The organism is candidate division KSB1 bacterium (assembly GCA_024655945.1).
In the GTDB taxonomy this organism is placed as follows: Bacteria; Zhuqueibacterota; Zhuqueibacteria; order JANLFK01; family Oleimicrobiaceae; genus Oleimicrobium.
Window position 1 is genome coordinate 208,186 of the sequence record JANLFK010000004.1, and the last position, 24,337, is coordinate 232,522.

Sequence of the window (24,337 nt, forward strand, 5' to 3'; positions counted from 1 at the left end):
CAGTATTGGCGAGGCTCCCATGCCTAATGACCTGTTCCGGCCCCAGGTGAGCGCATATGTGGTGAACATTCGCCCCTGGCGGATCGCCAGAGCGGTGCGCCAGTACCTGAAGACGTCTGACCGCTTCGCCACCCTTTTCGAGGGCTTTATCAGGGAACTCGGCGTGGCAGCCGAGGAGCTGGAGCGCGTCAGGGCCATGCTTCAGGAGGTCCACCACGACCTGACGCTTGTCTTCCGCCGCCCGGAAGATATCGCTGCCGGCAGGTTCCAGCAAGTGGGTAAATTCACCCCGCAGGGGCCGGAGCTGCGTTTCCTGGTCAATGTGGAGCTGCTTTGGCACAAGATGAAGGTGGTGGAGGAGTACCGCTGCGGCGTCGGGTACTACCACGACGACCAGGAAGGCAGGCAGACTATCCAGGAGACCCTTTCAACCAATCTGGTGAACATCAAGAGTCTGTTCGATGAGGGGCGGGAGCTTCTCCTCGAATTGATCGCATCGTATGCCGACGATGTGCCTCTGCTGGCATGGATAATCGAAGAGCCAGATGAGGTGGCTTTAGGCCTAGGGATGTCGGCAGAGAGGCTTTTGGCGCGCATCCTGGGCCCGGAAGGAGTAGCAGACGCCTATCGCAAGGTGGGCGAGTACTACTTGGAGAGCGGCTGGGGGGAACGAGCTGCACAGGTTCTTGCTGCCGGAGCTCGGCTTAAGGACGCAATGGCTAAGCCGGTCGCCCACGTTGAGCTCCGGCAGCACGAGAAATGAGTTGCAATCTTGGGCGGAAATTCGTAAATTGGAGCGGCTTTTGGGATGGACCAAGCACGCGGAGGAAGCTATGGCGATCAAAGAGCAGTTGCAGGGAGACGTCGCAGTCCTTCAGGTCAAGGGTAATTTGATGGGGGGTCCTGAGACGGTTGAGGTCCACGAGAAGGTCAAGGAACTGGTGGGCAGGGGCATCAAGGGCGTGGTCCTCGACTTGTCCAAAGTGAAGTGGGTGAACAGCTCCGGTTTGGGTGCCATCATGGGCGCCATGACCACGTTGCGCAATGCACAGGGCGACATCCGCCTGGCGGGCGTCGCCGAAAAAGTGCAAAGCCTGCTCATGATTACCAAACTGGTCACCATCTTCGAGACATTCCCCACGGTCGAACGGGCGGTCGAAAGCTTCCGGAAGTAGGGGGTTCTCCGCCGGTGAGCAAGGAGGCGAAAGGAGCTGCCATGGTTACTGGGTACTGCTGGAGTCGAGTGTGGCGTTGGGGTGCCACGGTCATGCTGCTTGGTGGGCCACTTTTGGCCGCAGACCTGCAGCGGCCCTACGACCCCGTGGTGCTGCAGGGACGCCATCTGGCGCTATTTGTCGGTGCGCCGGTGGCAAACATGCGGGTCTACTCCTATCGCGCCGACAGTGACCAGTGGCTCCCCATCCCGTTCCAGATTGACGAGCGCGACAACCTCTCCACCTACTTCGCCCCTGCCTACAACGGGGTGCTCGATTCCCTCGATGAGGTGGTCTTCATGGCCTCTGATGCGGGCGACCTCTGCCCCGAGGATGCCTGGGTGGCAGATGCGGAGGCGCGGGCCAATAGGCGCTATCTCGTCACCGTGGCGGACACTCTGGATGGACTAAGGCAGGGGTATGTGTACATCTACCTGTCGTCCTCCCTTGCCACCTCGTCCTCTCACTACGTGGGGTATGACTCTGCCATGGACCTGGTCACCGGTGTCAGCTACACCATCCAGAACGGAGTGAAGGGCTTTGCCGACTACTTGGCCATCAATGCTGCGGCCGGGGGCGATAGCCTCGACTTCCTTGACCGGCAGAAGTTTCGCCTGCAGGTGAATGTCTACGGCCTGAACATTGAGCCATTCACCGAGGACCACCCCTGGATCAGTCTGCGTCGGGTCGATGCTCGCGCCGGTGCGGTGCGGGTGATCCGCTCCCAAGTGATACTGTTCAGTGGGTCGGTGTTGGGCGTGTCGTTCACCGATAGCCTCAAGCTGACGACCTTCTACTATCCGTACCTGTCCTACATGGCCACTGGCGAGCGCTCGTTGGTGACCATACCAAACGTGAGCTTGCGCATGCTCCGTTTTTCCTACGACCTCAACTCCCGCGCCTTTGGCATGATTTTCTACAATCCCTACAACCAGGCCGGCAATCGCATCAATGCGATCGAGGCCGCGGGCTTCAAAGATACCCTGCTCTGGCCAGGGACCAACTGGTACCTGATCGTGGCCGATCCAAGCTATCCGGGGGCGGTACTCAGCAGAGCTTCGGTATTGGGTGTCGTCGCGTTGGGCGGGAACCCGATTAGCGACCGCTATCGGCTCTTTTTCCGCGATACCGCCTCACCGGAATCGCCGAACACCGGCGAGGACGGTTCTTACGGGGAGACCGGGCTTATCTTGGAAGACAATGACACGATGGTGGGCACCCTGAACTTGACCTACTGGTCGTACTACTTCCCGTTCAACCTCTCTTATCAGCAGGCAGAGCAACTGGGCAGGCAAGCAAGCGCAGCGCTGCAGGCGTGGGGGGTGCCCGAGGTCTACGACGTGATCCCACCTGCGCGAATGGCCGACCTCGGAGTGGTGGATGTCCAGCAACAGTCGGTGACACTCAGCCTCACCGCTCCAGGGGATGATGGGTGGTCTGGAGGAGCGGCCACAAGCTACGAGGTTCGCTACTCCACGCAAGCGGTGGGGGCCGATACGGCCGCCTGGTGGGCGGCAGCTGCGGCTCTTGCTGCTCCACCGCAACCTGGGCCGCCTGGGCAGGCGCAGGTCATCATCATCGCCGGCTTGCAGCAGAGCACGACTTACTACTTCGTCGCCGTGGCGCTCGACAACGTGGGCAACCGCTCCGCTTACTCAAACGTCGCCACCGCCACTACACTGCCGGCTCCAGACAACGTGCCCCCTGCGCGGATTGCCGACCTTGCAGTGGTGGATGTCCAGCGGCAAGCGGTGACGCTCGGCCTGACTGCGCCAGGGGATGATGGCTGGTCCGGAGGTCCCGCCTCAAGCTACGAGGTTCGCTACGCCACCGAGGCGGTGGGAGCTGACACAGCGGCGTGGTGGGCGACGGCTGCGGTTTTCTCGGCTCCTCCACCGCCTGGACAGCCGGGTGAACCGCAGACCATCACCGTCCCTGGGTTGCAGGAGAACACGACGTACTACTTCCTTGTCGTGGCCGTCGACGAGGTGGGCAACCGCTCTGGCTATTCCAATGTTGCGGAGGGCACCACACTGCCTGCTCCGGACGAGATTCCTCCTGCGCGGATCGCCGACCTAGCGATTGAGCAGGTGCAAGATGACTACGTGACCTTGAGCCTTACCGCCCCTGGCGATGACGGATGGCTCGGGGGCGCTGTGTCGGCCTATGAAGTCCGCTACTCCACGCAGCCGGTGGGCGCAGACACTACTGCCTGGTGGGAGGCCGCCACGGTCTTCGCGTCCCCGCCGCAGCCTGTACAACCGGGCCTGGGGCAGACCATCACGGTGATTGGATTGGCCAAGAACAGGACGTACTACTTTGTGGTCGTGGCGCTGGATGACAGGGGCAATCGCTCGCCCTATTCGAACGTGGCCTCTGCAACCACGCTCCCTGTGGAGTTGGCGAGCTTCCAGGCCCATCCAGGCGAAGGCCAGGTGGTGCTGGAGTGGACGACGAAGAGCGAGAGCAACAACTACGGTTTCGAGGTGCAGCGCAGGGAGGGAAACGGGGGCGAGTGGCTGGCCCTGGGCTTTGTGCGCGGCGGCGGCACCACCACCAGACCCCGGAGCTACCGTTTCGTCGACCAGAAAGTGTTGGCGCGCACCTACTCCTACAGGCTCAAGCAGCTGGACAACGACGGGCGCTTCGAGTACTCGCCGGTAGTGGAGGTTACGGTGGAGCCGCCCAGCGCTTTCGCATTGGCTGGCAACTATCCGAACCCATTCAACCCAGGAACTGAGATCTCCTACCGCATAGCCAAGCCTGCCGATGGTGAACAGGTCCACGTGCGGCTGACCATCTACAACATGCTCGGCCAGGAGATTGCAACTTTGGTGGACGCCCCCCAACCGCCGGGATGGTACGTTGTTGCCTGGGATGGCCGGGACGCATTGGGGCGCGCTGCTGGCTCCGGCCTCTACATCTGCCGCCTGCAGGCAGGGGCATTTGCCGCCACAATGAAGATGCTCAAAATGCAGTGAGGTAGTGCCGCTGGCAGAGACTCGGCGCAAGCATGGCTTTGCCTTGACCATCTGCTCGTTGAGAAGCGCTTTGGCGGCAACCAGAGCCTGTGCGCCGGTCGACGGTGGCTTTCTGGCAGCGGCTAGCCGACATGAGAAAGTTGCCAAACAGGCAAGGCGAGATGATGAGTAGGATAGCTTTGTGGACTCTTGGCGCATTGCTGGGTCTGACTGCCCTGGTGGCGGGTTGTGCCACTACGCCGCGAGGGAAGGAATCCACCTCTGCTGCCAAGAAGGTGAGCGGCGTGGTGGAGGACTGGGACCCGGCAAGTCTTAAGGAGAGCGAGCCGGCAATCCCCGTGCCGGAGGGGGTGGCTCGTCCCAGCAAGGGTGTGGTCACGCAGCCGGAACCTTTCGGCACAGAGACGGCAGCGCAGCCATCGTTGCTCCAGGGTTACCGGGTGCAAATCATCTCCACGCCCTTCGAGGAAGTGGCCCGTGAGGTGCGCAAGGAGGCTGTGCTCAAGTTCGAAGAGCCCGTGTACATGGTCTTCGATGCACCTTACTACAAGGTGCGGGTCGGTGATTGTCTCTCCCGTTTCGAGGCGGAGGAGCTCCAGCAAAAGGCCATCGAGAAAGGATTTGGCCAGGCCTGGGTGGTGCGCACCATGGTCACGCCTGGGGGTGCGTCGCAGCAGCCGTAGACATTCCCGACAGCGCCGCGTAGGGCGCAGGCTGGCCTCCTGTGCAACATTGCGAAGCCGCGGCTCTGCCCGCGGATTTTTCGTTTGCATATCGGGGCCAATTTTATTAAATTTAACAGCCAAAACAGAGAGGCCCGGCCTACGCCGGCAGACGATCAAGCCCGTGGGAGGAAGTGCATGTCCGGACATTCAAAGTGGCATAGCATAAAGCACAAGAAGGCCAAAGTTGATGCGGAGCGTGGTCGGCTTTTCACGCGGCTGATCCGCGAAATCACCACTGCTGCACGCGTCGGCGGTGGGGATGAGAACGCCAACCCTCGCCTGCGCGCCGCGGTCGCTGCTGCTAAGGCGGCCAACATGCCGGCGGCGAACATCGAAAAGGCCATCAAGAAGGGTACTGGGGAACTGCCCGGCGTCGTTTACGAGGAAGCGATCTACGAGGGTTACGGGCCAGGTGGGGCGGCCATCATGGTGGAGACGCTCACCGACAACAAGAATCGCACGGTCGCCGAGATTAGGCACCTGTTCAGCAAGTACAACGGCAACCTCGGCGAAAATGGCTGCGTGGCCTGGATGTTCGAGAAGAAGGGTGTGATCACGGTCAAGCCCTCGGGCAAGTCGGAAGACGATCTCTTAGCCATTGCCTTGGAGGCAGGAGCAGAAGACCTGCGCAACCAGGGGGAGACCTACGAAATCACGACCTCGCCGGCGGAATTTGAGAACGTCAAGCGTGCGCTCCTCGCCAAGAATCTTGAGATTGAAAGGGCAGAGCTCACTATGTATCCGAAGCGCACGGTGAAGGTGGAAGGCAAGAACGCCGAGACCCTTCTCAAACTCATGGACGCCCTGGAGGAGCAAGAAGACGTGCAGAACCTCTACTCCAACTTCGACATTGACGACAAGGTCTTGGAAGAGCTGGAGCAGAGTTAGCGAGGGTGTTCGCCTCCCAGGCTGCGGGCAGAACAGGTGTATGTGTTAGGCGTTGACCCTGGGGTGGCGCGCACTGGCTACGGCGTGGTAGTCGCAGACGGACAGCGCCTTAGCGCGGGCGGCTATGGCAGCATCATCACCGCAGCGCACCTCCCCCTCGCCAGGCGGTTGCGCACCATCTATGACGAGCTGGGCGCCTTGCTCGAGTCCTGTCCCGTGGAAGGGGTGGCGATTGAAGAGCTCTTCTTGGCCAAGAACCCACGCTTGGCCTTGAACGTGGGACACGCGCGCGGCGTCGTGCTCCTTTTGGCCGAACAGCATGGGCTCCCGGTGTTCGAGTACGCGGTCACCGAGGTGAAACGGGCGGTTGTGGGCAACGGAGTGGCCTCCAAGGAACAGGTGCGGTACATGGTAAGCAAGCTTCTCGGCCTGCAAGAAGCGCCGCGCATGTACGATGCGGCAGACGCGCTGGCTGTGGCCCTGTGCCACGCCCAACGCTGGGCCCTGAAGCAGAGGTGAATCGTGGATGTGGTGGCGCAATATGGCCGGATGGTGTCGAGCAAGGTAGCGCCCTTTCCTTCTGCGAACGGCCGACAACGGGTGCTGACGCGGGAATGATTGCCTACCTCAAGGGTACGCTGGTCCACAAAGCCCCCACGCGCGCCATCGTCGAAGTGGCGGGCGTCGGATTCGATGTTGCTATCCCCCTTTCGAGCTTCGAAGCTTTGGGAACCCCTGGGGGCGAAGTCCGGCTTCTCACCTACCTGCACGTCCGGGAAGACGGTCTGGAACTCTTTGGCTTTGCCACGGCGGAGGAGCGAGAGATGTTCGTCCGTCTGCTCTCGGTGACCGGCATCGGGCCCCGGTTGGCGCACACCATCCTGTGTGGGAGCACGGTGCACGACCTGCGCCAGCACATCGCCAGGGGGGACGCCGAGGCGCTGGCCGCGGTGCGCGGCATTGGCAAGAAGCTGGCCCAGCGCCTGGTGGTGGATTTGCAGGAGCGCTTCGCTGCAGAGCTGGAGACGGCCGGCGGCGTTCCCGGTGCCAGGGGTAAGGTGGCGCCCGAAGTGGTAGAAGATGCCCTGCTGGCGCTCGTTTCGTTGGGCCATACCCGTGACGCTGCGCAGAAGACCCTGCAGGGCGTACTCGCGCAAGTTGCGCCGCAAGAGGCGCTTACGGCCGAAGAGCTCGTCAAACGCGCTTTGCGCAACGTGTGAGGTAGAAAGATGGCGGTTCAGCGACACACGGTCGACAGAGCAACCAATCCGGGGCGACTCGATGGCGAGATCGAGTTCGATACCGCTCTCCGTCCTACCTCCTTTGACGAGTTCGTCGGGCAGAAAAAGCTGGTGGATAACCTGAAGGTGTTCATCCAGGCTGCAAAGCAGCGCGGCGAACCGCTTGACCATTGCCTCTTCTACGGCCCGCCGGGGCTGGGCAAGACGACCCTGGCCAACATCATTGCCCATGAAATGGGAGTCAACATCCGTTGCACTTCTGGACCCGCCTTGGAGCGGCCTCTGGACTTGGTGGGCTTGTTGAGCAGGCTTGAGGAACGCGACGTCCTGTTCATCGACGAGGTGCACCGCCTCAGCCGCGTGGTGGAGGAGTACCTCTACCCGGCGCTGGAAGAGTTCCAGGTGGACATTATCATCGACAAGGGGCCAAACGCCCGTTCTGTGCGCCTGAAACTGCCGCCCTTCACCATGATCGGGGCAACCACGCGCGCCGGTTCTCTCACCTCCCCTTTGCGCTCGCGCTTCGGCGTGACCAACCGTCTCGACTACTACAAGCCGGAAGAGCTCTTTCAGATTATCAAACGTTCGGCCCGCATCCTGGAGATTGGCCTCGACGAGGAGGCGGGGCTGGAAATCGCCAGGCGCTCGCGAGGCACGCCGCGGGTAGCCAACCGCCTGCTGCGCCGGGTGCGCGATTTCGCGCAGGTTGAAGGCCTGTCGCGCATCACCTTGCCGGTGACCCTCGATGCCCTCCGTCGCCTGGAAGTTGACGAGCTGGGTCTCGATGAGATGGACAAGCGCATCGTCTGCACCGTCATCGAAAAGTTCAAAGGGGGACCAGTGGGGCTCAACACCTTGGCGGTGGCAGTTGGCGAAGATGGCGAGACCATCGAGGAAGTCTACGAACCCTACCTGGTGCAGGAAGGGTTCATCGACCGCACCGCCCGTGGCAGGACGGCCACGGAGCGCGCCTTTGCCCACTTTGGCTTCAAGCAACCCCAGAGAAAGCAGGAAAGCCTGTTCTAAGGACCAAGGTACAGCGACCGGTGACTTCTGAGGGAGTGAAGCTATGAAGCTTGCGGACTTTCAATACAACCTACCAGAGAAGCTGATTGCTCAGTACCCTGCGAAGCGACGCGACCAGGCCTGCTTGATGATCGTCAACCGCGAGACCGGCGAGATTGACGAGGCCTTGTTCAGCGATGTGGTGGACTATATGAACGAGGGCGATTGCCTGGTAGTCAACGAGACCAAAGTCTTTCCGGCGCGCCTGTTAGGCACCAAGGACCGCACCGAGGCGCAGGTGGAGATATTCCTGCTCCGCGAATTGGAACCGAGCCTGTGGGAAGTGCTCGTCAAGCCGGCACGCAAAGTGCGCATCGGCAATCGTCTGACCGTGGGCAAGGAGCTGATGTGCGACGTCATTGACAATACGGTTTCCGGCGGTCGTGTGGTGCGATTCCACTATGACGGTGACTTTTACGCAATTGTCGAACGCATCGGCAAGTCGCCCTTGCCGCCGTACATCAAGCGCGAACCGGAGCCTTTGGACAAGGAGCGCTACCAGACGGTCTACGCCAAGACCCGTGGGGCAGTGGCCGCCCCGACCGCTGGCCTCCACTTTACCAGAGAGCTGTTGAAAAAGATCGAGAAGAAGGGGGTCAAGATTGTCCCGGTCCTTCTGCATCTCGGATTGGGCAGCTTCCGCCCAGTGGCGGTGGAGGACTTGAGCCGTCACAAGATGGACTCGGAATACTATGAGATTTCACCAGAGTCAGTGGACGCCATCAATGAGACCATGCGCTCCGGGCACAAGGTCATCGCCGTGGGGACGAGCACAGTGCGCGTCCTGGAGACAGTGGTCACCTCCGAGGGATGGGTCAAGCCAGGCAAAGGGTGGACTGACAAGTTCATCTACCCCCCGTATGAGTTCACGATTGTGGACCGCCTGATTACCAATTTCCACCTCCCGGGATCGACGCTGCTGATGATGGTGTGCGCTTTTGCCGGCCGGGACCTGATTTTCAAGGCGTATCGCAGAGCGATCAGGGAAAAGTTCCGCTTCTGCAGTTACGGCGATGCCATGCTGATCCTGTAGCCTGGTGCGCCAGAAGCGGAAGAGAGTGTGGCCGTGCGCACCACGGTGATAGTGGTGGCGGCGGGACGCAGCGCGCGTTTCGGTTCCGACACCCCGAAGCAATTTGCCCTCGTCCACGGGCGCCCGTTGCTCTTCTACTCCCTCAGCGCCTTCCAGCGCATGCCTCTGGTGGATGCTCTGATCGCTGTAGTTCCCGAGGGGCGCGAGCAGTGGGTGCAGGAGGAGATCGTCGACCGTTTTGACCTGCACAAAGTCGTCGCGGTGGTGCGAGGCGGCGAACGCCGACAGGACTCGGTGTGGGCCGGCCTGCAAGCTGTGCCGCAAGCGAGCGAGCTGGTGGCGATCCACGACGGTGCCCGGCCTTTGGTGAACCCCGAAGTGGTGGCCGCAGTCCTTTCGGCCGCGGAAAAGCATGGTGCTGCTATCCCGGGCATCCGGCTGGCGGACACCATCAAGGAGGTTCAAGGCGGGCAGGTGGTGCAGACGCTCAACCGTGACCGGCTCATCGCCGTGCAGACACCCCAGGCCTTCCGCTATGCGCTGCTTCTTGAGGCATACCGCGCCGCCCAGGGGCAAAGGGTAGAGGTGACCGACGATGCCGCGATGGTCGAGCGGCTGGGGCACCCCGTTTGGGTGGTCAAGGGGGACCCCCGCGCCGTCAAAGTGACGACGCCCCATGACTTGAGCATCGTGGTGCAATGGCTGGTCGGGCAAGAGGGCTGATGAGAGTAGGGCAAGGATACGATGTGCACCGGCTGGTCGCCGGCAGGCCGCTGATCTTGGGTGGCGTGCAGATCCCCTTCCCACAGGGGCTGCTGGGGCACTCGGATGCCGATGTGCTTTGCCATGCCATTGCCGATGCGCTATTGGGGGCTGCAGCAGCCGGGGACATTGGCAAGCACTTTCCCAACTCAGACCCGCAGTGGAAAGGGGTGTCCAGCTTGTTGATCCTGCGGCGGGTCGCTGACGTCGTCTCTGATGCGGGCTTTGTCGTAGTCAATGTGGATGCTACCGTGGTCGCGGAGCGGCCTATGTTGGCCCCCTACATCGAGCAGATGCGCGAGAACATCGCCTCCGCCTTGCAGGTTTGCCCCTCTGCGGTTTCGGTGAAGGCCACGACGACCGAAGGGCTCGGCATGGCAGGTAGAGGCGAAGGGATCGCTGCCTCGGCCGTGGCCCTCCTGGCTCATGCGCGTGGCGAAGCAGCAAGCGGTGAACATGCCGGTTAGTCCCAGGGTAGTTTTCTCTGTAGCTGATGCGGGTCATCTGAGCCTTGCCGAGGCGCGGCTGGCGCTGGTAAGCTGGTTGCTCGCCAAGAAGGGCGGCGGGACTTTTGTCGTCCGCCTCGACGACTTTGCCGGCGGTCTCCAGCCCGCGACGCAACTGAGCCTGTACCGGGACCTGCAGTGGCTTGGCATGGCTGCAGATGAAGGGCCTGGTATCGGTGGGGACTTTGCTCCGTATCGCCAGGCAGAGCGGCATGAGCTCTACGCCCGCTTCTTGGAGAAACTCCTGGCTGAACAGAGTGCCTTCCGCTGCTTCTGCGTGGGGGACGGAGCGAGGTCTCCTCAGCCCGCGCCGGCGCAGTGCAGTGCAGGCTGTTCGACGCTGCCGGCCCGCCGCGTGGAGGAGCTCTCCAGGCAGGGCGTGTCCTCCATCGTCAGGCTCAAGGGCCAGGCAGGCGAGATTGTGGTTGACGACTTGCTGCGCGGGCCTATTTCGCTGCGTGGGGAGGCGGTGGGCGATGTGGTGCTCGCCATGCCCAGCGGCGCACCCACACCTGAGTTTCGGGCTGCAGTGGATGACGCGCTCATGTTCGCCTCGCACGTGGTGCGCGACGAACAGGCGATGCCTTTCACCTTCCGCCAGGTGCTCATCTGTCGAGCCCTGGACTTGGAGCCACCGCAGGTTGCTCACCTGGCGTCGGTGCGCGCGCTCCCTGGTTTCGATCCGGCAGCAGAACACCGCCGGGTCACCATCGAGCGCTTGCGCCGCGAAGGTTACCTTGCCAGCACGGTGCTGGCCTTTGTCGCGCGCCTGGTGGGCATGGAAATCGCCCAGCTGACCGTACGCAGCGCGGCTGAACTGCTGCCGCTCTTTCGGCTGCAAGAGCTGCCCACCCACGAGGCAGTGCTCAACCTGGAAGTCCTCCGCGAAGAGAGCCGTCGCCAGCTCCGCCCCCTCAGTGATGAGGAGCTGCACGAAGCCTTGCGGCCCGCCCTGGCACGTGCGGGCTTAGGGAGCGACCCGCGCCTGCCGCAGCTGGTGGCCCTGTACCGGGACTGGGCTTTTTCCGTGGGAGACTTGGCGCAAAAGCTCTCGGTGTTTGGCAGGGAGTCGGTGCCGGTCATGGACAGGACCGCAGTGCAGTTCTTGGCGCGGGAGTCTTCGCAGAAGGTGCTTTGGTCTTTTGCACGTGGATTGAGGTCGCTGCGCCACCTCGATGCGGAGGTTTTCTCCCGGCTCATGACCAAGGTCAGGCAGGAGACCGGGCTCATGGGCCATGACCTGTGGGTGCCGGTGCGACTTGTCCTTACCGGCGACCGAGATGGCCCACCTCTGCCGCAAGTGGTAGCGCTCATGGGCAGAGATAAGTGCCAGAAACTTATCGAGAGGATACTTGGTTAACAAACTGAAGATTGCGGTGCTCACGGGCGGATATTCCCCGGAGCGGGATGTATCGCTGGCCTCTGGGCTGCAAATTGCCACTGCCCTCCGCGCTCGTGGCCACAAGGTCATCCTGGTGGACCCTGCCCTCGGCGATGGACCGATAAGGGAGGGAGACAAAGTCACCAGGCTGGGCATTGGCCCCGAACCACCGTCGCTCGAGGAGCTGCCCAGGGATTTTGGTCAACACTACATTCGGTGTATCGACTACCTTGCCCACCAGGGCATCGACGTGGTGTTCAACGGGCTACATGGTGGCGCTGGCGAGGATGGCACCATTCAGGGGTTGCTCGACTTGGCAGGCTTGCCCTACACTGGGACCGGCGTGTTGGGGAGCGCGCTGGCCATGAACAAGGTGGCCTCGAAGCGAATTTTTGAGCGCGTGGGCATTCGCACCCCGGAGTGGCTCCTGGTCGACGGGCAACTGTCGGAGTGGGAAAGCGTGGCGCGAGCAGTGGCCACCAGTTTCGGCTTTCCCGCAGTGGTCAAGCCGAGCAATCAGGGCTCCACGGTGGGCGTGAGCCGGGTCAATGGGCCGGAGGAGCTGGCCGAGGCCCTGCGCAAAGCGCGCATGTACTCGCAGGAGGTGATTATCGAGCGGTTCATCGCCGGCCGGGAAATCACCGTGGCGCTTCTGGCGGGTGAGGCCTTGCCTGTGGTGGAGATCATCCCCGAACATGGTTTTTACGACTATGAGTGCAAGTACTCGCACGGCAAGAGCCGCTACGAAGTGCCTGCCCCGATCCCCGAACCCACGCGCCTCGAAGCCCAGGAGATGGCAGTCAAGGCCTACCAGGTGCTCTACACCCAAGACTACGGCCGGGTGGACATGCGATACCGTGAGGATGGCAAAGTGTACTGCCTGGAGATGAATACGCTGCCCGGCATGACCGGTATAAGCCTGGTGCCTAAGGCGGCGCGTGCTGCAGGGATGGAGTTCGCGGAGTTGTGCGAGCGGATTGTCGAGCTCGCCCTGCGCCGCGCTCAGGGGAGTGCTCGTGAGCAGTAGTTTGCTTCGCGCTGCATTTGGCGTCGAGCAGCCGCTCATCGGCATGGTGCACCTGCAGCCGCTTCCAGGCAGCCCGCGCTTTGCAGGAGACTTTGGCGCGGTAATCGACGCCGCTCTGCGCGACGCAGAGGCGTTGGCGGAAGGCGGCTTTGATGGCTGCATCGTGGAGAATTTTGGCGACAGGCCTTTCTTTCCCGATCGTGTTCCGGAGGTGACTGTCGCCGCCATGGCCATGGTCACGGACCGCCTGGTTCGGGCCACGCGTTTGCCCGTGGGAGTGAATGTACTACGCAACGACGCAATGGCGGCGCTCGCGATAGCCGCAATAGTGGGAGCGCGGTTCATCCGGGTCAATGTGCTGGCGGGCGCGATGGTGACCGATCAGGGGCTTATCCAAGGCAGGGCCCACGAGGTGATGCGCACGCGGGCCGCACTGGGCGCGAAAGTCATGGTGCTTGCCGATGTGCTGGTGAAACACGCCGCACCGCTCGGCGAAGCGGACCCGGTGCGACAGGCGGCAGACCTGCTCGAGCGAGCCGGGGCGGACGCTCTCATCGTCACCGGCAGAGCTACCGGTGAGGCACCAAGCCCTGCTCTGGTGCAGCACCTCCGGGAATCATTTCCCAGTGCTGCCATCCTGGTGGGCAGCGGCGTTACCCCGTCCAATGCGGGTCAGTTTCTCCCGTTCTGCGACGGCCTCATCGTCGGCACCTGCCTTAAGGCCGGCGGGGCAGTTTCCGTCGAGCGAGTTCGCGAGTTGGTGTCGGCAGTGAGAGGGACATAGTATGGCACTCAAGTTCTACAACACGCTCACCAGGCGAAAGGAAGAGTTCGTCCCCTTGTACGAGGGGAGAGTGGGTATCTACGTGTGTGGTCCCACTGTCTATGACCATGCGCACATCGGTCATGCCAAGAGCTACGTCTCCTTCGACGTCATTGTGCGCTACTTGCGCTACTTAGGCTACCGGGTGCGCTACGTGCAGAACATCACCGACGTAGGCCACTTGCTGGATACGGGCGAGGACCGCATCCTGAAGGGTGCAGCGCGCGAGCGTATCGAGCCAATGGAGCTGGTGGAGCGTTACACGCGCAGTTACTTCGAGGACATGGATGCGCTCACTGTCGTCCGACCGGACATCTCGCCGCGTGCCTCTGGACACATACCCGAGCAGATCGAGCTGGTCAAGACATTGATCGCCAAGGGCTATGCCTACGAGGTCAACGGCTCGGTCTACTTCGACGTGACCAAGTTTCCCGACTACGGCAAGCTTTCCGGGCGGTCGCTGGATGAACAAGAGGCCGGCGCTCGCGTGGAAGTGAGTCCGGAAAAGCGGCACCCGGCGGATTTTGCCTTGTGGAAGAAAGCCGATCCCGCGCACATCATGCGCTGGCCCAGCCCTTGGGGGTGGGGCTTCCCCGGCTGGCACCTGGAATGTTCGGCCATGGCCATGAAGTACCTTGGCGAGACCATCGACATCCACGGCGGTGGCCTGGAGAATTCGTTCCCCCATCATGAGTGCGAAATCGCCCAGAGCGAGGCGGCCACGGGCAAGCCGTTCGTGCGCTACTGGCTGCACAACAACATGGTGCTGGTCAACGGCGTGAAGATGAGCAAGTCGCTGGGCAACTTTACCACCATCAAACAGGCCCTCACCAGGCACTCTGCTGAGGAGTTGCGTTTCTTCGTGCTCACCAGTCATTATCGCTCGCCTCTGGACTACAGCGACGAGGCCGTCAGCGCCGCGGGGCAGGGACTTGCCCGCCTCCATACCTTGCTCAGAACCCTGGAGCACCGTCGCGGCGATGCGGCCGAAGGCGAAGCCGATGCCGAGCTTGCGGCCGCGCTGCAGAGGCGCAAGTCAGAGTTCTTGGCAGCCATGGATGATGATTGCAACACGGCAGCGGCCATCGGCGCACTCTTCGAGGCGGTGCACGACGTGAATGTCTTCCTGGAAGCGCAGCCCGCGCCCACGCGGGGGAGCGTCGATGCGGCCCTGCAGTTTTTCAAGGAACTGGCGGGCGACGTTCTGGGCATCACTCCATTTTCCAAGGCGGGACTCTCGGAAAAGGCTCAGGCGCTGATCGAGCTATTGGTTGAGGTGCGCACGCAACTTCGAGGTGCTGGCGACTGGCAGCGTGCGGACGATATTCGCGCGCGGCTGAAGGAGATGGGAGTCGTGTTGGAGGACGGCCGCGACAAGACGACCTGGCGGTGGGCTTAGGGCTGGCTGGTGTGCCGCGAGCTCGCGCGCCGGTGCAACGGAACAAAAAATTTGCCAGTAACGAAAAAAAGTCCTTGACGCGGCGGTTTTTTTTTATAGATTAGTAAGCTGTCTTTTGGGAGAAGCGCACCTGCCAAGATTGTGGAAGTTCGTTTGGGTTGCGCCACCATAGCTCAGTTGGTAGAGCACCTCACTTGTAATGAGGACGTCGCGGGTTCGATTCCTGCTGGTGGCTCAGACAGACGTACGCACGCCACCTGCGTCTTCCCCAAAAGATCGACAATTTCTCTTAGTGCGTGGGGAGGTTCCCGAGCGGTCAAAGGGAACAGACTGTAAATCTGTCGGCTCTGCCTTCGGAGGTTCGAATCCTCCCCTCCCCACAGAAGCCGGGATTTGAAGAGTGCCATTCCGCGAAGTCTCATCGGCAGGTGGGCTTCTCACACAACTCTTCGATCCCGCAGCTTTGCGGGAGTAACTCAGCTGGCTAGAGTCACAGCCTTCCAAGCTGTTGGTCGCGGGTTCGAGTCCCGTCTCCCGCTCGGCTGCGCCCTGGCCGAGGCAAGAGGGGCGCGCTTCCCTGTACGGGGAGCTCCGGCAGTGCGAACACGTGACGCCTGGGCAAGGCGACGGTGGCAAGCGAGTAGCGGCACGCTGGGACGTTACGGCGGTGATGCCCACGTAGCTCAGTCGGTAGAGCGCATCCTTGGTAAGGATGAGGTCACCGGTTCAATCCCGGTCGTGGGCTCGGCTGTCCCGGCCTTGGAGGAGTCGCCAGACACCTTGTGGAGGAGATGAGCGATGGCGAAGCAGAAGTTTGAGCGGACGAAGCCGCACGTGAACATAGGGACGATTGGTCATGTGGATCATGGGAAGACGACGTTGACGGCGGCGATCACGCAGGTATTGAGTCGGCGGGGATTGGCGCAGGCGAAGTCGTACGATGAGATTGACAATGCGCCGGAGGAGAAGGCGCGGGGGTTGACGATCAACGTGCATCATGCGGAGTATGAGACGGAGGCGCGTCATTATGCGCATGTGGATTGTCCGGGGCATGCGGACTATGTGAAGAACATGGTGACGGGGGCGGCGCAGATGGACGGGGCGATTTTGGTGGTATCGGCGGCGGATGGGCCGATGCCGCAGACGCGGGAGCATGTGTTGTTGGCGCGTCAGGTGAATGTGCCGTACTTGGTGGTATTTTTGAACAAGACTGACCAGGTAGATGATCCTGAGTTGTTGGAGTTGGTGGAGTTGGAGGTGCGGGAGTTATTGAGTCAGTATGAGTTTCCTGGGGATGAGGTGCCGGTGATCAAGGGGAGTGCGTTGTTGGCGTTGGAGCATCCGGCTGATCCGGAGAAGACGCGGTGCATTGTGGAGTTGATGGAGGCGGTGGATCGGTACATACCGACGCCGGTGCGGGATGTGGACAAGCCGTTTTTGATGCCGGTGGAGGATGTGTTTTCGATAACGGGGCGAGGGACGGTGGGGACTGGTCGGATTGAGCGTGGACGGGTGCGGGTAGGGGATGAGGTGGAGATTGTGGGTTTGGGGGCGCAGCGGCGGACGGTGGTGACGGGGGTGGAGATGTTTCGGAAGATTTTGGATGAGGGGATAGCGGGGGACAATGTGGGGTTGTTGTTGCGGGGGATAGAGAAGGACGAGTTGGAGCGGGGTCAGGTGATCGCGGCGCCGGGGTCGATTACGCCGCATACGAAGTTTGCGGGCAATGTGTACGTGTTGACGAAGGAGGAGGGGGGTCGGCACACGCCGTTTTTCAATGGGTATCGGCCGCAGTTTTACTTTCGGACGACGGATGTGACGGGGACGATTCGGTTGCCGGAGGGGGTGGAGATGGTGATGCCGGGGGACAATGTGACGATGGAGGTGGAGTTGATCACGCCCATTGCGATGGAGGAGGGCTTGCGGTTTGCCATTCGTGAGGGTGGCCGCACCGTCGGCGCCGGCGTGGTCGGCAAAATCATCGAGTAACCACGGGCTTCGCACGGCGAGAGATCTCGGTGAGGAATTGCGGCGATGCAAGAGATTATCACGTTAGAATGCTCAGAGTGCAAGAACAGGAACTACACGACCACGAAGGATAAGAAGAAACACACGGCGAAGCTCGAGCTGCGCAAGTACTGTCCGTTTTGCAAGCATCACACGCTGCACAAGGAGACCCGATAGCCCGGCAGCACGGATGGTACCCAGCGGCACAGGCCTGTAGCACAATTGGCTAGTGCACCGGACTCCAAATCCGGCGGTTGGGGGTTCGAGTCCCTCCAGGCCTGCCGTCGGAGAGAGCGTCACACAACGCTCTCTCTTTGCAACAAGGAAAAGGCAGAGAGTGACCCATGTTTGAAAAAGCGATCAACTTCTTGCGGGAAGTAAAGATTGAGATGGCGAAGGTGAGCTGGCCCACGCGTGAGGAGCTCAAGGGGTCCACTACCATCGTCATAGTCACCACTTTGCTCTTTGCCGTCTTCATCTTTATCACCGATCAAATCATTTCGCGCATTGTTGGGGTCATCTTCAGGCTGGCCGGTTAGGCCGTGGACAGGTATATATCTTCGGGGCGTATAGATTTGGAAAATGACGAGCTAAAATGGTATGCCGTGCGCGTGCTCTCCGGTCACGAGCGCAAGGTGAAGGCCTACGTGGATAACGAGATCGACAGGAGCGGGCTTCGGCATAAGATCAAAGAGGTCCTTCTCCCTGCCGAGCAGATTACGGAGATGCGTCAGGGGAAGAAGAAGACCAAGAATCGCATCTTCTTCACCGGCTACCTTTTCTTGAACATGGTGCTGGACAAAGAAACGCAGCACCTCGTCTTGGAGACGCCTGGCGTCACCAATTTTGTCGGTTCCAAGGCCAAGCCGGAACCCTTGCGCCCCGAAGAGATCGATCGCATCTTAGGACGGGTGGACGAATCGCGCGCTAAGGAGCGCATCCACGTGCCGTTCCGCGTCGGCGATGCGATCAAGGTGATCGACGGGCCATTTACCGACTTTACCGGGGTGGTGGAGGAGATTTACGAGGACAAGAACAAGCTGAGAGTGATGGTGAGCATTTTCGGCAGGTCTACGCCTGTGGAGCTCGACTTCTTGCAGGTGGAGTTGGAATCGTAGTGGAGCGAGAATGGCGAAGAAAGTCGTCGCAACAGTGAAACTGCAAATCCCGGCGGGCAATGCCACGCCCTCGCCGCCGGTTGGTCCGGCCCTTGGCCAACACGGCGTCAATATTGTGGAATTTTGCAAGGCGTTCAACGCTCGTACGCAGGACAAACTGGGCTACATCATCCCTGTGGTCATCACCATCTATGCTGACCGCACCTTCACCTTCGTCACCAAGACGCCCCCGGCGGCGGTGCTGCTCAAGAAAGCAGCAGGCATCGAGAAAGGCTCGGGCGAGCCAAACCGCACCCGGGTGGGCACCGTGACCAAGGCGCAGGTGCGCGAGATCGCGATGACCAAGATGGAAGACTTGAACGCCAGCAGTCTGGAGAGCGCTATTTCGATGATTGAAGGAACTGCCCGGAGCATGGGCATCAAGGTGGTGGATTGAGCGGCACGCCTTACTTGTGCGGAGTCGGAATGAAACGGAGCAAACGATTTCAGCAGGCCCTTGCCAAGCGCGATGCCAGTAAGCAGTATCCTCTGGATGAGGCGGTGAGGCTGGTAAAGGAAACGGCCACCGCCAAGTTCGATGAGACTGTGGAGATGAGCGTCCGTCTGGGAGTTGATCCCCGCCACGCTGATCAGATGGTGCGCGGCTCGGTAACCCTCCCGCACGGGCTGGGCAAGACCAAACGGGTCCTGGTCCTCACCAAGGGTGACAAAGAGAAGGAGGCGTTGGACGCAGGGGCCGACTACGTCGGTTTGGATGAGTACCTGGAGAAGATTCAGGGCGGTTGGCTTGAGTTCGATGCCGTGGTGGCCACTCCTGACGTGATGGGGCAAGTGGGTAGATTGGGCAAGATCCTCGGTCCGCGCGGTCTGATGCCTAACCCGAAAAGTGGTACGGTCACCTTCAACGTGGCCGAGGCGGTGAAAGAGATCAAGGCAGGCAAAGTGGATTTCCGGGTGGACAAGTACGGCATCTTGCATGTTCCGCTGGGCAAGGCTTCCTTTCCGGCCGAGAGGCTGGTGGAGAACGCAAAGGCGTTCATGGAGGCGGTGCTGCGCCTGAAGCCGCCAACGGCAAAGGGGCAGTACGTGCGCAGCGTCACCCTTTCGAGCACCATGGGTCCGGGCGTCAAAATTGACCGCGGTGCTCTTCTCGACGAAGTGAAGGCGTGAGCACTCCCCTGGCGGGTGTGTGCGCAGATGTGAGGAAGGATAATGGCAAGACCAGAAAAAGAACGAGTCGTCGCTGAGATCACCGAAGGACTTTCGCGAGCACGGGGGATCTATGTGACCGACTTTTCGGGCCTCAACGTGGAGGAGGCGACCGAACTGCGCAAGACGTTGCGGAAATCCAAGGTGCAGTATCGGGTAGTGAAGAACACCTTAGCACGGCGCTCTGTGCAACAGGCGGGCTTCGACCAGTTGCTCCCTCACCTGGCGGGCCCCACAGCTTTTGCCTTGAGCTTCGATGACCCCGGTCTACCCGCACGACTGCTCAGGGACTTTGCGAAGAAGAAGAACAAGCTGGCCATCAAGGCCATTGTTTATGAAGGCGAGTTAGTGGATGCATCGCGTGTGGACGAGATTTGTGACCTTCCTCCGCGTGAAGTGATGTTGGCAAGACTGCTCGGCACCATGAATGCGCCGCTCAGCAGGCTGGTGTACACTCTCAATGGGATGCTGGCGCAATTGGTCAGGGTGCTCGATGCCATTCGCGCCCAGAAGGAAGGACAAGCATCGCTCTAATGGGTAATTCTGGAGGAGAGAACATGGCAGAAGAGAAAGCTGCCCAGGAAGTGACCGTGGAAGGCAAGGGCGGTGATGGCAAGATCGAGGCGGTGATCAGGGCCGTCGAAGGCTTGACCGTGCTCGAGCTGGCCAAGTTGGTCAAGGCTCTTGAGGAGCGGTTTGGCGTTACTGCCGCTGCGTCAGTGGTGGCCGCGGCGCCGGTAGCTGGTGCGCAGGCGAGCCCTGAGGCTGCCCCCGCCGCTGAGGAAAAATCCGAGTTCTCGGTGATCCTGCAGTCTGCCGGGGCGCAGAAGATCCAGGTGATCAAGGTGGTGCGCCAGCTGACGAATCTTGGCCTCAAGGAGGCGAAGGACTTGGTGGAAGGAGCTCCGGCTCCGGTCAAGGAAGGCGTTTCCAAGGAAGAGGCCAACGAGATCAAAGCCAAACTGGAAGAGGCCGGCGCCACGGTCGTGCTGAAGTAGGCCAGGGGCGAGAAGGCGAAGGCCCCAGCTGGGCCTCGGTTGGGCTTTGAAGGTTTTTTGGAGCGAAAGGAAGTGACTTCCTTGGCGAACGTTGCGCAGGTGACGAGAAAATCGTTCTCGAAAATCGCATCGGCCATCGAGCTGCCTGATCTCTTAGACGTTCAGCTCAAGTCTTTCGACGAGTTCCTGCAGCCGAATGTGCCTCCTGACAAGCGGCTGAATCAGGGGCTTCAGGCAGTATTCCAGTCGGTGTTCCCGATCATCGACAGCCGCGAGAACTTTCGGCTGGACTTTGTGGAGTACTACGTCGAAAGGCCTCGCTACAGCGTCGAGGAGTGCCAGGAACGCGGGGTGACCTATGCGGTGCCCCTGAAGGCAAAGCTCCGTCTGTCCATCAAGGAGGACAGTGGGGACGATTCCTATGCCGAGACCATCGAGCAGGTGGTCTATCTTGGCAATATCCCCTACATGACGGAGCGCGGCACGTTCATCATCAACGGCGCCGAGCGGATTGTGGTCAGCCAGCTTCACCGTTCGCCTGGTGTCTTCTTCGATGAGTTGCGCCATCCCAACGGCCAGAAGCTGTTTAGCGCGCGCGTCATCCCTCTGCGTGGCTCCTGGGTGGAGTTTACCACCGACATCAACGACGTCATGTACGCGTACATCGATCGCCGGAAGAAGTTTCCGGTGACCACTCTGCTGCGCGCTGTCGGCTATTCCACCGACAGCGAGCTCCTCGGCCTCTTTGACCTGAGCGTGGAGGTGCCGGCCAAGGCGGACAAGCTGCGTCCCTATCTGCACCACATCGCCTTGGAGGACATAGTCGACGAAGAAAGTGGCGAGCTCTTGTGCGAGCGCGACCAGAGGCTCACGGAAGAGACCATCGAGCAGATCGATCGCTCCAGCGTCAAGAGGGTGCGCCTGCTGCGGCCAGAAAGCCCTTCGGGCCCAGAGATTATCAGCAATACCCTGCGCAAGGACACGGCCCGGAGCGAGGAAGACGCTCTGGAGACCATCTACCGCCACCTGCGCGCCGGCGAGCCACCCGATTTAGAAGCGGCCCGTGGCCTGGTGGAGCGCCTCTTCTTCAACCCGAAGCGCTATGATCTAGGCAAGATCGGCCGTCACCGTCTGAACAAGAAGCTCGGCTTGGACATCCCCCTGGATGTGACCGTCCTCACCAAGGATGACATCGTGGCCATCATCAAGTACTTGGTGGACCTGCGGGACGGCAAGCGCGAGGCTGACGACATCGATCATCTGGGCAACCGGCGGGTGCGCACCGTGGGCGAGCAATTGGCCCAGCAGATGAGTGTCGGCCTGTCGCGGATGGCGCGCACCATCAAGGAGCGCATGAACCTGCGCGAGAGCGAAAACCTCACGCCGCAGGACTTGGTCAACGCGCGCACCATTCTGTCGGTGATCAACACTTTCTTCGGCACCAGCCAACTGTCGCAGTTCATGGACCAGACCAACCAGTTGGCCGAGCTGACACACAAGCGTCGCTTGTCGGCCCTGGGCCCAGGTGGTCTGACCAGAGAGCGCGCGGGTTTTGAGGTACGCGACGTCCACTACACCCACTACGGACGTCTCTGCCCCATCGAAACGCCCGAGGGGCCGAACATTGGATTGATCTCCTCGCTGACCACCTACGGGCGCCTCAACGATTTGGGCTTCATCGAGGCGCCGTACCGTAAGGTCGTCAACGGGCGGGTGACTGATGAGATCGTCTATCTGACTGCCGACGAGGAAGAGAATCAGATTGTGGCGCAGGCCAATGCGCCGTTGGACAAGGATGGCCGATTTCTCCAGGAGCGCGTGAAGGCGCGTCTGCGCGGCGACTTTTCGGTGGTGCCGCCGGAACAGGTGAGTTACATGGATGTTTCGCCGACCCAGACGGTGTCGGCGGCAGCCGCGCTCATCCCCTTCTTGGAGCACGACGACGCCAACCGCGCCCTAATGGGTTCCAACATGCAGCGTCAGGCGGTGCCTCTGCTCCGCCCGGAGTTGCCCCTCATCGGCACAGGTCTTGAAGGCAAGGTGGCGCGCGACTCGCGGGCGATCATCGTCTCCGACGTGGACGGCGTGGTGGAAGAGGTGGATGCCGATCACATCGTAATCCGCGTGGAGCCGGCACACGACCCAGAGAGCGAGCGCGAGGAACTGCTGGACTTTGAGGACCGCACGCGCCGGGTGTACCGTCTGACCAAGTTCATGCGCACCAACCAGGACACTTGCATCAACCAACGGCCTTTGGTGACGCAAGGGCAGCGCGTTACCAAGAACCAGGTGCTGGCCGACGGCTTTGCCACCGATCGCGGCGAACTGGCCCTCGGTCGCAACGTGCTGGTGGCCTTTATGCCGTGGCGTGGCTACAACTTCGAAGACGCCATCATCGTGTCCGAGCGCATTGTGCGCGAGGACATTTTCACGTCGCTGCACATCGAAGAATTCGACCTCCAGGTGCGCGACACAAAGCGGGGCGAAGAAGAACTGACGCGGGAGATTCCCAACGTCAGCGAAGAAGCCACCAAGGACCTGGACGAAAACGGTGTCGTACGCGTCGGCGCCGAAGTGCAGGCGGGTGATATCCTGGTCGGCAAGGTGACGCCGAAGGGCGAGACCGACCCGACGCCAGAAGAGAAGCTGCTCAAGGCCATTTTCGGCGAAAAGGCCGGCGATGTCAAGGATGCTTCCCTCAAGGTTCCGCCCGGCGTGAAAGGGATTGTCATCAATACGCGCCTGTTCACGCGCAAGAAGAAGGATACCAAGAGCAAGAAGCAAGAGAAGAAAATGCTCGATGACCTGACGCTGTGGCGCCAGGAAGAGGAGCAGAAGGCCAGGCGGCTGCGCGACCAGAAGCTCATTCGGGTGCTGGATGGGAAGACAGCACAGGCCGTGCGCGATATTCAGACCGACAAGGCCTTGGTGAAGGCCAAAACGGCGCTCCGCGCAGAGGGTAACTTGGCCCGACTGGACTTCGACCGGGTCAACTTCCGACTGGAAGTGACCGAAGATGCGGAGGCCAACCAGTTAGCGCGCGAGATCATTCGACGATACGAGCAGCGCCTGGCAGCCATTGAGCAGGAGTACGAGCAGAACAAGCTAAAGCTAACCATGGGCGATGAGTTACCTCCCGGCATTGTGCAGCTTGCCAAAGTCTACGTGGCCAAGAAGCGCAAACTGTCGGTCGGTGACAAGATGGCCGGACGGCATGGCAACAAAGGCGTGGTTTCCAAGATTGTGCCGGTGGAGGACATGCCGTTCCTGCCGGATGGCACGCCGGTGGACGTGGTGCTTAACCCGCTGGGCGTACCTTCGCGTATGAACCTTGGCCAGATTATGGAGTGCAACTTGGGCTGGGCGGCTGCTAAGCTGAACCAGTTTTATGCCTCGCCGGTATTCGACGGTGCTACCTATGAGGAAGTTGTCGAAGAGCTGAAGAAGGCGGGGCTTCCACCCGCCGGCAAGACGATCCTGTATGATGGGCGTACCGGCGAGCCGTTCGACCAGCCGGTGACCGTCGGCTATTTGTACTTGATGAAGTTGTCGCACCTGGTGGAAGACAAGATCCACGCCCGTTCCATCGGGCCGTACTCGCTGATCACCCAGCAGCCCTTAGGCGGCAAGGCACAGTTCGGTGGGCAGCGGTTCGGCGAAATGGAGGTCTGGGCCCTCGAAGCCTATGGGGCCGCGCACACGCTGCAGGAGATCCTCACCGTCAAGTCGGACGATGTGCGTGGGCGTTCCAAGGTGTACGAGGCCATTGTCAAGGGCGACAACTTGCCCGAGCCCAGCTTGCCCGAGTCGTTCAATGTGCTCATTCGCGAGCTGCAAGGTCTTGGGCTCGATGTGGAGCTGATCGATGGCCGGATGCCCCAGTGGTCCGCGCGCCCGCGAAAGGGACCACATGGGCTGAGACCTACCGAGGGCAGCTCTGTGATTCACGGTTAGCGCATC

At 61.1% G+C, this 24,337-nt stretch carries 24 protein-coding genes and 5 tRNA genes; all 29 read left to right on the top strand.

Annotated elements, in window-relative coordinates:
- Window positions 1-19 precede the first annotated feature (19 nt).
- Window positions 20-763, top strand: a complete 744-nt coding sequence (locus NUW13_07350; GenBank protein ID MCR4438844.1) for a hypothetical protein — start codon at window positions 20-22, stop codon at window positions 761-763.
- Between the two features lie 70 nt (window positions 764-833).
- A complete protein-coding gene (locus NUW13_07355) occupies window positions 834-1,175 on the top strand; it encodes an STAS domain-containing protein (protein MCR4438845.1) in 342 nt (113 codons plus the stop codon).
- A gap of 41 nt (window positions 1,176-1,216) precedes the next feature.
- The gene (locus NUW13_07360; protein ID MCR4438846.1) at window positions 1,217-4,195 is read left to right on the top strand and encodes a T9SS type A sorting domain-containing protein; all 2,979 of its coding nucleotides are present in this window, start codon (window positions 1,217-1,219) and stop codon (window positions 4,193-4,195) included.
- Between the two features lie 161 nt (window positions 4,196-4,356).
- Complete coding sequence (locus NUW13_07365; protein ID MCR4438847.1) at window positions 4,357-4,878, top strand: SPOR domain-containing protein; 522 nt, start codon at window positions 4,357-4,359, stop codon at window positions 4,876-4,878.
- 177 nt (window positions 4,879-5,055) lie between these two features.
- Window positions 5,056-5,808 (top strand): YebC/PmpR family DNA-binding transcriptional regulator, encoded by a 753-nt coding sequence (locus tag NUW13_07370; GenBank protein MCR4438848.1) that lies wholly within the window; start codon window positions 5,056-5,058, stop codon window positions 5,806-5,808.
- A gap of 36 nt (window positions 5,809-5,844) precedes the next feature.
- On the top strand, window positions 5,845-6,327 hold the full coding sequence (gene ruvC, locus NUW13_07375; GenBank protein MCR4438849.1) for a crossover junction endodeoxyribonuclease RuvC: 483 nt from the start codon (window positions 5,845-5,847) through the stop codon (window positions 6,325-6,327).
- Window positions 6,328-6,422: 95 nt separating this feature from the next.
- On the top strand, window positions 6,423-7,028 hold the full coding sequence (ruvA, locus tag NUW13_07380; GenBank protein MCR4438850.1) for a Holliday junction branch migration protein RuvA: 606 nt from the start codon (window positions 6,423-6,425) through the stop codon (window positions 7,026-7,028).
- 9 nt (window positions 7,029-7,037) lie between these two features.
- A complete protein-coding gene (gene ruvB, locus NUW13_07385) occupies window positions 7,038-8,075 on the top strand; it encodes a Holliday junction branch migration DNA helicase RuvB (GenBank protein MCR4438851.1) in 1,038 nt (345 codons plus the stop codon).
- Window positions 8,076-8,118: 43 nt separating this feature from the next.
- A complete protein-coding gene (gene queA / locus NUW13_07390; GenBank protein ID MCR4438852.1) occupies window positions 8,119-9,147 on the top strand; it encodes a tRNA preQ1(34) S-adenosylmethionine ribosyltransferase-isomerase QueA in 1,029 nt (342 codons plus the stop codon).
- A 33-nt stretch (window positions 9,148-9,180) separates the two neighbouring features.
- On the top strand, window positions 9,181-9,870 hold the full coding sequence (gene ispD, locus NUW13_07395; protein ID MCR4438853.1) for a 2-C-methyl-D-erythritol 4-phosphate cytidylyltransferase: 690 nt from the start codon (window positions 9,181-9,183) through the stop codon (window positions 9,868-9,870).
- A complete protein-coding gene (gene ispF, locus NUW13_07400) occupies window positions 9,867-10,376 on the top strand; it encodes a 2-C-methyl-D-erythritol 2,4-cyclodiphosphate synthase (protein ID MCR4438854.1) in 510 nt (169 codons plus the stop codon). Before ispD ends, ispF begins: the two co-directional genes overlap by 4 nt.
- Window positions 10,336-11,775, top strand: coding sequence for a glutamate--tRNA ligase family protein (locus NUW13_07405; protein MCR4438855.1), 1,440 nt, complete (start codon window positions 10,336-10,338; stop codon window positions 11,773-11,775). Before ispF ends, NUW13_07405 begins: the two co-directional genes overlap by 41 nt.
- The gene (locus NUW13_07410) at window positions 11,768-12,823 is read left to right on the top strand and encodes a D-alanine--D-alanine ligase (protein MCR4438856.1); all 1,056 of its coding nucleotides are present in this window, start codon (window positions 11,768-11,770) and stop codon (window positions 12,821-12,823) included. The genes NUW13_07405 and NUW13_07410 overlap by 8 nt, the downstream gene beginning before the upstream one ends.
- Entirely contained in the window at window positions 12,813-13,607 is a 795-nt protein-coding gene (locus NUW13_07415; GenBank protein ID MCR4438857.1) for a BtpA/SgcQ family protein, read from the top strand. The genes NUW13_07410 and NUW13_07415 overlap by 11 nt, the downstream gene beginning before the upstream one ends.
- A 1-nt stretch (window position 13,608) precedes the next feature.
- Window positions 13,609-15,045, top strand: a complete 1,437-nt coding sequence (cysS, locus tag NUW13_07420; protein ID MCR4438858.1) for a cysteine--tRNA ligase — start codon at window positions 13,609-13,611, stop codon at window positions 15,043-15,045.
- Window positions 15,046-15,207: 162 nt separating this feature from the next.
- Window positions 15,208-15,280 (top strand) — tRNA-Thr (locus tag NUW13_07425).
- Between the two features lie 63 nt (window positions 15,281-15,343).
- Window positions 15,344-15,425 (top strand) — tRNA-Tyr (locus NUW13_07430).
- Between the two features lie 85 nt (window positions 15,426-15,510).
- Window positions 15,511-15,584, top strand: a tRNA-Gly gene (locus tag NUW13_07435).
- Between the two features lie 133 nt (window positions 15,585-15,717).
- Window positions 15,718-15,790, top strand: a tRNA-Thr gene (locus NUW13_07440).
- Between the two features lie 53 nt (window positions 15,791-15,843).
- Window positions 15,844-17,034 carry an elongation factor Tu gene (tuf, locus tag NUW13_07445; GenBank protein MCR4438859.1) on the top strand — a complete coding sequence of 397 codons (1,191 nt, stop codon included), beginning with the start codon at window positions 15,844-15,846 and terminating at the stop codon, window positions 17,032-17,034.
- 45 nt (window positions 17,035-17,079) lie between these two features.
- On the top strand, window positions 17,080-17,229 hold the full coding sequence (rpmG, locus tag NUW13_07450) for a 50S ribosomal protein L33 (protein ID MCR4438860.1): 150 nt from the start codon (window positions 17,080-17,082) through the stop codon (window positions 17,227-17,229).
- Between the two features lie 30 nt (window positions 17,230-17,259).
- Window positions 17,260-17,333, top strand: a tRNA-Trp gene (locus NUW13_07455).
- 63 nt (window positions 17,334-17,396) lie between these two features.
- Complete coding sequence (gene secE, locus NUW13_07460; GenBank protein MCR4438861.1) at window positions 17,397-17,591, top strand: preprotein translocase subunit SecE; 195 nt, start codon at window positions 17,397-17,399, stop codon at window positions 17,589-17,591.
- A gap of 36 nt (window positions 17,592-17,627) precedes the next feature.
- Window positions 17,628-18,170 (top strand): transcription termination/antitermination protein NusG, encoded by a 543-nt coding sequence (nusG, locus tag NUW13_07465; GenBank protein MCR4438862.1) that lies wholly within the window; start codon window positions 17,628-17,630, stop codon window positions 18,168-18,170.
- Window positions 18,171-18,180: 10 nt separating this feature from the next.
- Window positions 18,181-18,606, top strand: coding sequence for a 50S ribosomal protein L11 (gene rplK / locus NUW13_07470; protein MCR4438863.1), 426 nt, complete (start codon window positions 18,181-18,183; stop codon window positions 18,604-18,606).
- Window positions 18,607-18,635: 29 nt separating this feature from the next.
- Window positions 18,636-19,340: a 50S ribosomal protein L1 gene (rplA, locus tag NUW13_07475; GenBank protein MCR4438864.1), complete on the top strand. Its 705-nt coding sequence runs from the start codon at window positions 18,636-18,638 to the stop codon at window positions 19,338-19,340.
- A 42-nt stretch (window positions 19,341-19,382) separates the two neighbouring features.
- A complete protein-coding gene (rplJ, locus tag NUW13_07480) occupies window positions 19,383-19,913 on the top strand; it encodes a 50S ribosomal protein L10 (GenBank protein MCR4438865.1) in 531 nt (176 codons plus the stop codon).
- A 23-nt stretch (window positions 19,914-19,936) separates the two neighbouring features.
- Window positions 19,937-20,377, top strand: a complete 441-nt coding sequence (gene rplL, locus NUW13_07485; GenBank protein MCR4438866.1) for a 50S ribosomal protein L7/L12 — start codon at window positions 19,937-19,939, stop codon at window positions 20,375-20,377.
- 81 nt (window positions 20,378-20,458) lie between these two features.
- Window positions 20,459-24,331 (top strand): DNA-directed RNA polymerase subunit beta, encoded by a 3,873-nt coding sequence (gene rpoB / locus NUW13_07490; GenBank protein MCR4438867.1) that lies wholly within the window; start codon window positions 20,459-20,461, stop codon window positions 24,329-24,331.
- The last annotated feature ends 6 nt before the right edge of the window (window positions 24,332-24,337 follow it).

Coding starts and splice junctions, on each gene's coding strand:
- rpmG (MCR4438860.1), top strand. CDS start 17,080: ATGCAAGAGATTATCACGTTAGAATGCTCAGAGTGCAAGAACAGGAAC.
- rplK (MCR4438863.1), top strand. CDS start 18,181: ATGGCGAAGAAAGTCGTCGCAACAGTGAAACTGCAAATCCCGGCGGGC.
- tuf (MCR4438859.1), top strand. CDS start 15,844: ATGGCGAAGCAGAAGTTTGAGCGGACGAAGCCGCACGTGAACATAGGG.
- NUW13_07405 (MCR4438855.1), top strand. CDS start 10,336: ATGCGCGTGGCGAAGCAGCAAGCGGTGAACATGCCGGTTAGTCCCAGG.
- NUW13_07360 (MCR4438846.1), top strand. CDS start 1,217: ATGGTTACTGGGTACTGCTGGAGTCGAGTGTGGCGTTGGGGTGCCACG.
- rplA (MCR4438864.1), top strand. CDS start 18,636: ATGAAACGGAGCAAACGATTTCAGCAGGCCCTTGCCAAGCGCGATGCC.
- ruvB (MCR4438851.1), top strand. CDS start 7,038: ATGGCGGTTCAGCGACACACGGTCGACAGAGCAACCAATCCGGGGCGA.
- cysS (MCR4438858.1), top strand. CDS start 13,609: ATGGCACTCAAGTTCTACAACACGCTCACCAGGCGAAAGGAAGAGTTC.
- NUW13_07370 (MCR4438848.1), top strand. CDS start 5,056: ATGTCCGGACATTCAAAGTGGCATAGCATAAAGCACAAGAAGGCCAAA.
- NUW13_07365 (MCR4438847.1), top strand. CDS start 4,357: ATGATGAGTAGGATAGCTTTGTGGACTCTTGGCGCATTGCTGGGTCTG.
- NUW13_07350 (MCR4438844.1), top strand. CDS start 20: ATGCCTAATGACCTGTTCCGGCCCCAGGTGAGCGCATATGTGGTGAAC.
- ruvA (MCR4438850.1), top strand. CDS start 6,423: ATGATTGCCTACCTCAAGGGTACGCTGGTCCACAAAGCCCCCACGCGC.
- rplJ (MCR4438865.1), top strand. CDS start 19,383: ATGGCAAGACCAGAAAAAGAACGAGTCGTCGCTGAGATCACCGAAGGA.
- NUW13_07355 (MCR4438845.1), top strand. CDS start 834: ATGGCGATCAAAGAGCAGTTGCAGGGAGACGTCGCAGTCCTTCAGGTC.
- queA (MCR4438852.1), top strand. CDS start 8,119: ATGAAGCTTGCGGACTTTCAATACAACCTACCAGAGAAGCTGATTGCT.
- secE (MCR4438861.1), top strand. CDS start 17,397: ATGTTTGAAAAAGCGATCAACTTCTTGCGGGAAGTAAAGATTGAGATG.
- rplL (MCR4438866.1), top strand. CDS start 19,937: ATGGCAGAAGAGAAAGCTGCCCAGGAAGTGACCGTGGAAGGCAAGGGC.